Annotated in this window: 9 protein-coding genes; 4 read left to right on the top strand and 5 right to left on the bottom strand. The window is 68.9% G+C overall.

Annotated features, from left to right (window positions below):
• Positions 1 to 250: 250 nt before the first annotated feature.
• Positions 251 to 583: a hypothetical protein gene (locus IT293_19050; GenBank protein MCC6766763.1), complete on the top strand. Its 333-nt coding sequence runs from the start codon at positions 251 to 253 to the stop codon at positions 581 to 583.
• Between the two features lie 227 nt (positions 584 to 810).
• Positions 811 to 1,173: a DUF1330 domain-containing protein gene (locus IT293_19045; GenBank protein ID MCC6766762.1), complete on the top strand. Its 363-nt coding sequence runs from the start codon at positions 811 to 813 to the stop codon at positions 1,171 to 1,173.
• A gap of 57 nt (positions 1,174 to 1,230) precedes the next feature.
• On the opposite strand, the gene IT293_19040 is transcribed toward IT293_19045, so the two are convergent.
• Entirely contained in the window at positions 1,231 to 2,019 is a 789-nt protein-coding gene (locus IT293_19040) for a sterol desaturase family protein (protein ID MCC6766761.1), read from the bottom strand.
• A gap of 434 nt (positions 2,020 to 2,453) precedes the next feature.
• Here IT293_19040 and IT293_19035 point away from each other — a divergent pair, with 434 nt between their 5' ends.
• Positions 2,454 to 6,560: a beta-propeller fold lactonase family protein gene (locus IT293_19035; GenBank protein ID MCC6766760.1), complete on the top strand. Its 4,107-nt coding sequence runs from the start codon at positions 2,454 to 2,456 to the stop codon at positions 6,558 to 6,560.
• Positions 6,561 to 6,620: 60 nt separating this feature from the next.
• On the opposite strand, the gene IT293_19030 is transcribed toward IT293_19035, so the two are convergent.
• Positions 6,621 to 6,893 (bottom strand): hypothetical protein, encoded by a 273-nt coding sequence (locus IT293_19030; GenBank protein MCC6766759.1) that lies wholly within the window; start codon positions 6,891 to 6,893, stop codon positions 6,621 to 6,623.
• 191 nt (positions 6,894 to 7,084) lie between these two features.
• Between IT293_19030 and IT293_19025 the strand changes: the two genes are divergently transcribed.
• On the top strand, positions 7,085 to 7,687 hold the full coding sequence (locus IT293_19025) for a glutathione S-transferase family protein (protein ID MCC6766758.1): 603 nt from the start codon (positions 7,085 to 7,087) through the stop codon (positions 7,685 to 7,687).
• Here IT293_19025 and IT293_19020 read toward each other — a convergent pair.
• The 3 genes from IT293_19020 to IT293_19010 form a co-directional block, all read right to left on the bottom strand.
• On the bottom strand, positions 7,677 to 8,087 hold the full coding sequence (locus tag IT293_19020; protein ID MCC6766757.1) for a hypothetical protein: 411 nt from the start codon (positions 8,085 to 8,087) through the stop codon (positions 7,677 to 7,679). The two genes, IT293_19025 and IT293_19020, sit on opposite strands and share 11 nt — an antisense overlap.
• Before the next feature lie 596 nt (positions 8,088 to 8,683).
• On the bottom strand, positions 8,684 to 8,947 hold the full coding sequence (locus tag IT293_19015) for a type II toxin-antitoxin system prevent-host-death family antitoxin (GenBank protein MCC6766756.1): 264 nt from the start codon (positions 8,945 to 8,947) through the stop codon (positions 8,684 to 8,686).
• Between the two features lie 267 nt (positions 8,948 to 9,214).
• Positions 9,215 to 9,928, bottom strand: coding sequence for a serine/threonine-protein phosphatase (locus IT293_19010; protein ID MCC6766755.1), 714 nt, complete (start codon positions 9,926 to 9,928; stop codon positions 9,215 to 9,217).
• Positions 9,929 to 9,952 lie beyond the last annotated feature (24 nt).

The raw sequence follows: 9,952 nt of genomic DNA, 5'->3' as shown, positions 1-9,952 counted from the left end.
TCGATGATCGACGGTCTGGGTCCGCACCACGAGCGTGCCCTCTCGCGGGAAGGTCCCACCCGTCCGCGCCGCGCGGCGGCGCTCCTGCCGCTCGCCCGTTGGTCGCACGCGCTCGTCGAGATCGTCAGTTGATAGGACGTTGATAGATGGAAGTTTTAGGTGCGGTTTTGCTGCCTGTTCGCTCAGCGGGAGGCAACATAATCGTCAAAGTCGGACACCTGAAACTGCTGTTCGCCACAGCGGCTGCCTGGTGGTGACCGAGCTCGTCTGGTTCGTCGCCGAGCCGAGCGACCGCGCGCGGGCGTTCTTCGCCGCCGAGTATCCCGACATGCGCGACGAGGCGACGCGCATCGATCAGGCCCGGCGCGCAGGGTACGAACGGCTCGGCTCGTTCCGCCTGCCGGCCGACGATTGGCATGCGTACTACGCCGGCCTCGAAGCGCCGCTGCGCGACGCGATCGCGCGCCGGGGGGACCTCGAGCTGTACGCCGCCATTCGGGAGGAGCGGAAGATCTACGAGGCCTGCGGCGACGAGTACGGCTACTCGTGCTTGGTGCTCCACGCCGTGGCAGAGCTGACGTAGTTCGCCGCCGCTCAACGGACGACGCAGCGCGACGCCGCTTCGCGGCCCGCTGCTCGTCACGCCGCCGGGCGGACCGGCGGATATCAGCGCCGGTCGTTGATCGTCGACGTCGATGTCCAGGGTGTATGGTTAGGCGTATGCCACGGATGCAGGTCTACTTGCCCGACGACCTATGGGACCGTTGCAATGCGAGTGAACGACCGTGACCTATCGCGGGAGGTGTGATCATGAATGTCGATTCCTGGAACGGGGTGGAAACGATGCGCCAGCGCGCGGCCGACGGTCCGCTGGTGATGCTCAATCTGTTGAAATTCAAGCCGGGCGGCGAGCAGCGCTACCTCGAGGGCTACGCCAGTGTCGCGGTTCCGATGATCCAGCGGTTGGGCGGTCGCATCCTCTATGCCGGGCGATTCGCCGAGAAGGCCCACGCAGACGACGCACCGGAATGGGACGTGCTCGTCCTGGTCGAGTATCCCAACCGCCAGGCGTTCATCGACAGGGTGAACGAGCCCGAGTACCGCACGGCGCACGTCCATCGTAGCCAAGCCGTCGAGCGGGGGCTCCTGCGGGCTACGGATCCGATCGGGTAGCCGTCTTTAGACGCGGGGCTGGAGATCGTCGCCCGTAGAGCCGGCCGCGGCGGAAGGTTACGCTGCGTCTCGGAAGCTCGCCCGGCCGCGGCGCGCGGCGAGGTCCTCGGCGTAGCCGCGGACGAAGGTGCCGAAAATCCGATCCGGAATCGGCGTGAAGCCGGCGTAGTTGCCCTTCACGCGCGCGTGGTGGGCGTCGTGGTGGCGGGCACCGTCGCTTCCCGGAATGAAGCGGCTCGGGCTCCACGGGAAGTCGTAGCCGCAGTGGCCCTCGGCGGCCTCCCATTGCCGCCAGACGAACCACAACCAGACGACCGCGACGTGCGAGCCGCAAACGAGCGGGCCCACCATGGCAACGCTCCCGGTGAGCGCGAGCTCGAGCGGGTGCATGTAGTTCCCGGTGATCGCCCACGGCGTGACGATGCGGTGATGCCAGCCGTGGATGCGCTTGTAGAGCCACGGCCGGTGCAGCGTGCGGTGCGAGAAGTAATAGAGGAAGTCGTCGAGGTAGAAGAAGAGCGCGAGCTGGCCGACGACCACCCACCAGGCCGGCAGCGGCCCGGTGTGCACGCCCGAGAGCCGTAGCAGCGGCCATGCCGCGACCGTGCCGAGCATGAGCCAGGCGTTGTTGACCGCCCAGCTCTTCACCGAGGGCCCGACCAGCTGCTGCGCGCGCGGCGGCCGCGACTGGATGCGGTAGGGCCGCGCCCACTCGGGATCGCGGGCGGCGAGCCAGGTGAGCGGCAGCGCGAACGCCATGAAGGCGGTCGCGGAGAGCAGCATCGTCGCGACCGGGAAGAGCCAGAAGAGCGGCTCCGCGTACCAAGCGAGCAGCGTGTCGAGCATCGAGGGGATCCCCGGAGCTAGCGAGCGCCCGCGGCAAGGTCAAATGAGGGGCACGACGAGCATCCGTTCGCAGCGTCGACGCGCGCGACGCCAAAGGCGCAGTCGTTCGCGAGTCCCATTCCAGCCGCATCTAGTCACGACGTGGGCTCTCAGATTTGGGAAGCGGAACGCGCGGGCATCTGCGATGTCGCGGCGCAGATTTCTAGCGCCGGATCGGCGCACGTAGCGTTTCCGGGCACGAATTTCCCTTTACTCAGTAACGAGCCACGGCATAGCAGACCAGTAGCACCTCCTGACGGGAGACAATCATGCTTGGCCAGCGCGCTGGGTGGATCGCCGTTGGACTGTTTGTCGGAACGTGTGCCGCGTGGATCGGAGACGCGCGCGCCGGGTGCAACATCATTCCGGTCACGCGTCGGGAGTTTGCGTCCACGTTGGGCAGCGTCGCGAGCCCGATCAGCGCTCCGGATCGCCGCGTCGAGATCCGGATCACCCCTTGCGATGCCTCCCCGGGATTCCATCCGGATCCGGCGAGTAACGTCGTCTCGCTCACCTTCCAGCCGCCGGGGCCCGGCGCGGACACCCTCGTGCCGCCCGCCGCGATCACCGGCAAAGTGGTCCAGGATTGTACGCTCGCCGGCGGACGCTGCACGACGTTCAGCTTCCTCGTCCCCGACACCAGCGGGATCCTGGTACCGGACGGCCTCGCCGGTCCGGCGGAGATCATCGTCACGGTGGGTGCCGAGACGGTCGCCCGCATCGACGCGCTCGCACAGCCAACGACGGGCTGCGACCGCCAGCCCGAGCGGGTCTTCCGGCAGTTCACCGTGCTGCCGCGGCCGAACCTGATGGCCGATCTGGTGAACGACGCCGCACCGCAGGTGCGCGCCACTGTCGACGGCGGCGGCAATCTGCTGGTGCCGCTCGACCATTGGGGCCAAGGGCTGGCGTCGGTGCTGGCGGAGACGCCGGGCGCGCAGGTCGCGATCCTGCTCACCGGCACGGCCGACGTGGCGGCGCAGGGCGCGGGCGATCCGAACACGATCCTGCAAGTGCTGGCCGCGCAGGCGAGTCCCGAGCGCTACGTCCGTTCGTTCACGCTCGACGGCCGACCGCTGCCTCCGCTCTTGCGGCTCACCAACGTCGGCGAGCTCTTCGGAACCTCGGACGCGGCGGAATCCGTCCTGCGCTTCGCGCGCGACGACGGCGAAGGCGGGCCTGCTCTCTTCGATCTCAGCGACCGGCTCCACCTCGGACGCGGGCCGATCCTGATTGGTCCCTACGACGTCACGCGCGAGCAGCCGCTTCCCCTGGTGAGTCTGCGACCCGGCAGCGCCGCGATCGGCTACGTCCGCGAAGAGAGCCGGGAGGGTCTCAACCTGAACCCCGACGGCGACCAGACCGACCTCGTGGTGCAGGTCGTCGATCCGTCGACGGGCGTGGCGACCAACACCGCGCGCGCCGTCAGCACCGTGACGGAGACCGGGATCGTCACGCCCGCCATCACCTCGGCCGGCGACTTGGTGGCGTTCCTCGAATCGGAAGCCGGCCAGGGAGTGAACTACAACGGCGATGCCGACCTGGAGGATAGCGTGCTGCGCGTCTATCGCGGCGACGGCAGCCACCTCACCGCCGCGACTACCGTCGAGGTGGACGGCGCGCCGCTCGTGAACCGCCGCACCCTCGCCGTCTCCGGCGAGCGCGTCTTCTTCCGCACGCCGGGCTCGGCGATCGCCTCGGGTGACTCGGGTCTGACCTACAGCGACGAAGTCGCGGTCAGCCCGGACGGCGCGCACGTCTACCTGGCCGGCTCCATTCACAACGTCGTCTCCGTCTTCGCGCGCGATCCTGGAAGCGGCGGGCTGACCTTCCTCGGCAACGAGCCGGCGCCGTATCGCGTCAACCAGCTCGCGATCAGCCCGGACGGCCTGCACCTCTACGTGAAGGGCTTCAACAACTTCCAACCCGGACACGTCATGGTGTTCGCGCGCGACGCGTTCACCGGCGGCCTCACGTTCCTGGTGGAGTACGTGGAAGGCCTCGGCGGCATCGACGGCATCACGGGCGGCGGACGCATCGCCGTGAGCCCCGACGGGCTCAACCTGTACGTCGTGGGCAGCGACAACGGCTGCTGCGGCAGCGAGCAGAAGCTCTCCGTGTTCCGCCGCAACCCGCTCACCGGCGCGCTGACGTTCGTCGGTGTCGCGCTCGCGGACCTGGTCGGCGGCGACGGCGGCAACATCGCCTTCAGTCCCGACGGAGCTCACGTCTACGTGAACTCGTACGACGTGCAGGTCTTCGACCGGAGCCCGATCGACGGCGCGCTCACGCTGAAGCAGACGATCGTTCTCGACGGCCAGGGGATGGGCCTGAGCCCCGACGGCCGCCGCCTGTACGTGGCGCCGACGTTCTACGGCCAGCCGACGATCGTCGTCTTCGACCGCAACCAGACGACCGGCCTCTTGACGCGGGTCGGCGGCTGGGAGGCGACCACGGACGATCTGAACGTCTATCGTCTCATGGTCAGCCCCGACGGCTCGCGCCTGCTGACATGCAGCAGCGAAGGCTTGCTCGTCTGGGAGATCGACGCCCGCTCGGGCTCCGCCGACCCGTACGCCCAGTTGACCGATCAGACCTGCGTGTTTCTCGCCCTGAGCCCCGACGGCCGTGACGTCTACGTGGCGGCGCAGGCGCCGAGCATCCGGGGGTACAGCGTGCGCGGCGGGCTCGGCGTCTTCGACGCCGCGACGAACGCGCTCAGAACCGTCGGAACACCGGCGACGCGCGTCGCGGTCGCAGGCGGGCGGGCGCTCTATCTCAGGCCGGAAGACCTGGGCGGCGCCGGCAACGGCGACGGTGACGACGACGACCACGTCGTCGAGCTGCTCGACGCGACGGGCCCCTTCGACGTCGTCACGCCGCTCGGGGTGGCCGGACGGCGCATCGCGTTGTCGGACGAGCTCATCGCGTTCTCGGTGCCGGAGGGAAGCGAGCACGACCACGACCGCAACGGCGACTTCGACACGATCGACGGCATCCTCGCCGTCGCCGAGATCGGCCCGGCCCCGGTCGTGCGCGACCTCGGCGTCGCCGCCGATATCGTGGCCGCCACCGGGACCTCGGTCGTGTTTTCCCGACCAGAGGCGATGGAGCCGCCCAACGCCTCCGGCTGCGCGGCCACCATCCCGCCGGGCGGGTGCGACTTGAACGGCAACGGCACCGCCACCGACCGGGTGCTGCATGTGTATCGCCACAAGTTCGGCGGCGTCGGCAAGATCGAGAACACCGGCATCGCGGTGAGCCGCGGCAACGTGGGATTCGAAGGGCTCTACGACCCGCGCTATCCTGACCGCCCCGATTTCTTCGTGGCCGGCAACGTCGTGGCGGTCCTCACCGACGAGGCGGCGACCGGGGTCGATCTGAATCAGAATGGCTCCACGACCGACCATCCGCTGCAGCTGGTCGACATCTCGAGCAGCCCGAGCGAGGTGATCAATCCCGAGCTGGCGGCGATCCCTTGCAGCTTTCCGAGCTGCGAGCCCGGCGTGCCGTATCGTCTCGACCCGGTCCGCGGCACCGTGTCGTTCGTCGTCTGGGAGGCCAGCCAGGGCGTGGACTTGGACGGCAACGGCAACAACCTCGATTTCGTGCTGAACGTCTACAATCTCCTGAACGGCCAGCGGCAGCTGCTGTCGCTCTTCCCGTCGAGCGGCATCCCGCAGAGCGATGACGTCACCGTGGCGCGTCTCCCGGAGCCCTTCCTGGAAGGTCAGCTCGTCTATTCCCAGGTCAGGGAGAGCGACGTCGACACGGACCTGAACGGCGACGGTGCGGTGACCACGGCGGTGGCGGTCGTGCTCTTCGGGGACGCCGACGACGACGGCGTGTTCGACGACTTCGACACCTGCGTCGAGGACGCGAACGCTCCGGACGTCGATGCCGACGCCGACGGGCTCGGCGACTTCGCCTGCGACCCGAACCCGGCGGGCTGTCCCGCCGCGGCGCGCTCCGGCTGCACGCCGATCGCCGTGTCCGGGAAGGGGTCGCTGCAGGTCAGCGACGCCGCCAACAACGCCAAGGATCGGATTTCGTGGTCGTGGAACAAGGGCGGCGACACGCCGGTCGCCCGCTTCGGCAACCCGGTGACCGGCTTCACGAACTACGCGTTCTGCGTCTACGATGCGAACGGCGGACGGCCGCAGCCGGTGATGGGCGCCGTCGTGCGTCCGGATCGCATCTGCGATCCGACGAAGGGCAAGCGTTGCTGGTCGCGGACCGGCGCCAACGGCTTCAAGATGCGCGACAAGGCGGGCACCGACGGCGGCATCACGCAGATCACGCTCAAGGCCGGCACCACGGGGAAGGCGAAGATCCAGGTGAAGGGTGGCGGCGCGGTGCTCGCCATGCCGACGCTCGGGCTCGCTCCGCCGGTGCGGGTACAGCTAGTCGCGCTCGACGGCACCGAGGAGGCGTGCTGGGAGGCGACGTATTCGTCACCGATCGCCAACGACGGCGAGCGCTTCAAGGCGAAATCGGACTGAACGCCGCAATTTTCATCAACGGCTGCTCTGCGGGGGCGCCGCGGCGGGCTTCGCGGCGGATCAGCTGGAAGCGGATCGAGCGGGCGCGATCCATGAGCGTCGTCCACGGGCCGACGCCAGCGCCACCAGGAACAGGCTCGCCATGCTGAGAACCTGGACCGAGACGAGGAAGCGGATCTTGTCGCGGCCGTTGCCAAGGACCGTCCAAGCGATGCTGAACAGGTGCGCGGAGTGTGGCGCGCCGACGACCAGCGCGACGGCCGCATTCACCGCGGTCGCGCCCGCCACCGCGGCGAACGTGCTCTTCATGACGACGCCGAGCACGCCGCCCACGATCGTCCCGAGTGCCAACGCAAGGAGAGCCCAGGGTCTCGCTTTCGAGCATCGAAACATGGGGCATTGCGACCCCGATCGGTGGAAAAGTTCCATCGTTCGGCGGCCACCACCCCCGCGGCGCCGGCAACTTGACGCAGCGAGGGGCGGCGCATAGCACCGCCGACATCTCACTCGCCCGGAGGCCGCCGGTGCTGAAGCTCTACCACGCGCAGCTCACCCGCTCGATCCGCATCATCTGGCTGCTGGAGGAGCTCGGCGTGCCGTACGAGCTCGCGACGGTCGCGTTCAAGCCGCCGCGGCACTCGTTCGAGCAGGACACGCCGACCGGCAAGTTCCCGGCGCTCGAGGACGACGGGATGGTGATGTTCGAGTCGGGCGCGATCCTCGAGTACCTGATCGAGAAGTACGGGAAGGGCCGGCTCGCGCCGCCGATCGGAAGCCCCGACCGCGGCCCGTACCTCCAGTGGGTGCATTTCGCCGAGGCGACGGCATTCCCGCCGATCGCGGACATCGCCCGGCACATGATGTTCCTGCCGGAGGCCGACCGCATCCCGCAGGTCGCCGCCGACGGCCGGGTGCGCGCCAAGAACGCCCTCGACGTCGTGGAACGCGCCCTTCAGGGCAAGCAGTACCTGGTCGGCAACGAGCTCTCGGGCGCCGACGTCATGATGGGCTACTTCCTCATGGCCGCGCGCATGCTCGGCTGCGTCGGCGCCGAGCACCCGAACGTCGCGGCGTACTGGGAGCGCCTGGCCGCGCGCCCGGGATTCCAGAAGGCGCTCAGCGCGTAGCGGCGGCAAGCGGCCGCGCGCGCCCACTCGCCGGCCCCGATCGCTCGCGCTCGGCGCGGCGCGGCCGCGCCACCTTCAGGCTGCGGTCGAAGAACGCGACCGCCTTCGCCGCGACCTCCGCGTGGACGGCGGCGCGATTGACGCCGTCGCGGCGGTCGACGCAGACCTCCGACGCGACGAGGCGCCCGGCGAAGGTACAGGTCGGCATCAAAACGAAGTGCCCGGCGTCGGCGACCGTCACGAGGCGGGCGCGCGGAATCAGGCGCTGATACCGGCGAGCATTCAGCTCGAAGGGCGCGAGCTCGTCGGCCGGCAAGCCGACGATCGTGACCGGGACGGTGATGCCGCGGAGACTCGACCGGATGGCGCTGGGACCGAAGGCCGGCACGAGTGCCAGCACGGCACGGACGCGGCGATCGCGCCGCGACCGCGCTGCCGCGCCGAGGTCGGGGATCCGCTCTGGCGCGAGCTCGTCGAAAAGCGCGCGTTGATAGATGGAATTTGGGGTCTTCGAGGAACCGCCACGTGTAGACCCGCGGCTTGGAACTCTGGGGGGGCGGACGTTCCTCCGAATCGGACAGCATTCTAGAGCACTCGGACGCGACACCGTCTCGCTGCCTGACGAAGGAGACCGTCGCTGCAGGCGAGCGGTAGGCGTTTCCGGATGGCCAGCTCCAGATAGGTGGCATCGTAGAGGGTGAGGCTTTGATCCGAGGCGAGGCGAGACAACTTGCCGAATGCGAGGGACGTCGCGTTGTGATCGAGGTCTACCGGGAGCCTCGACAGGGCGGATAGAGCCAACTCACGTTCCCGCTCCGTGAGCTTGCCGCGGCGTCGGAGGACCAAGAGTGCGTTGGCAGTTTCGAGGGACCACAACGCCGGTGCGTTCGCCGTTTGCCCCCCGTTCGATCTCGTGGAGTAACGACTCCGTGAGCAGCGTGGCTTGCGCGGGGTGAGCCCAGGCAATGCTCACGGAGGCATCGACCACGAAATTGCTCAAGGGCGGCCCATGTCGATTGCCGAGCGAACCTCGGCCTTCGTGAGCCTTGCGCGTCCTTTCGTTCGTGACCGGATGCGTCCTTGAACGGCGCGGAGGTCGTCGACGGCCCTCTGGGCGACCTTGGGCCCGGGACATCCTGCCGGAACCACCCGCGCAACAGGCTTGTCGTGCCTGGTGATGACGATCTCTTCGCCCCGCGAGACGCGGGCGAGCAGGGTCCCGAATTTTGTCTTGGCTTCGGCCGCGCTGACGGTTCGCATGGAGTCACGAACTACCTAATGAACCAGCGTTCGCGCAACGCGCGCTTTTCGTATTCGGAGACCCGTTCCTTGTCCTTCTTTGATTCATGGTCCCTTCCAGCCCCAAGGCGGAGCCGTGCCTGAGGCCGCTCGTCTCGTCGTCCGCTGGGCAGCGGCGGTGCGACGGGGGAGACTGGGGGTCTCCGGAAGGAGGCAGGGCCCCACTGGGGGATGGGTGCCGACTGGAGGAGACCCCCAGTCTCCCCCGTCCCCAACGACGGCGCCGGGTCAGCGGACGCCGACGACGAGGGCGGTCGAGTTGTCGCGGCCGCCGCGGTCGTTGGCGAGGGCGATCAGCTCGCGGCAGGCGGCGGCGAAATCGTCGCCGTTGCGCTCGACGATCTCGAGCATCTCCTCGTCCTTCACCTGGCCGTGGACGCCGTCGGTGCAGAGGACGAAGCATTCGCCGGGGCGGACCGGCTCGACCCGCCAGCTCGCCTCGACCATCGGCTGGGCGCCGAGGGCGCGGGAGAGGACGTTCGCCGCGATCGCGTGGTCCTCGGTGAGACGCTCGATGCCGCCGTTCCGGATGCGGTAGATGCGGCTGTCGCCGACGTGGCAGAGGTTCGCGAACCCGTCGGCGAAGTGCAGGGCGGCGACCGTGGTCCCCATGCCGCGCTGGCTCGGGTTGCTGGCGGCCGTCCGGAAGATGGCGTCGTTGGCGCACTCGACCGCGATCACCAGCCGGCGGGCGCCGACGCAGGGCTTGCCGTCGGCGTCGCGAAACGGGGTCAGATCGTCGTCGGCCAGGAGCTCCTGGAGCTTGGTCGTGATCGTCTCGGCAGCGGTACGACTCGCGACCTCGCCCGCGGCGTGACCGCCCATGCCGTCGGCGACCAGGAAGAGGTCGAGCTCGGGCTCGTACGCATAGGCGTCCTCGTTCAGCTCGCGGCGGAGCCCGCGATCGGACAGCACGTCACCCACGACCACCATGAGCCCCACCGTTGTCCCATATCGACCCACGTT

The sequence above is a fragment of the Deltaproteobacteria bacterium genome, assembly GCA_020848745.1.
Taxonomy (GTDB): Bacteria; Desulfobacterota; Binatia; order UTPRO1; family UTPRO1; genus UTPRO1.
This window is presented reverse-complemented; position numbering and strand designations above follow the sequence as displayed.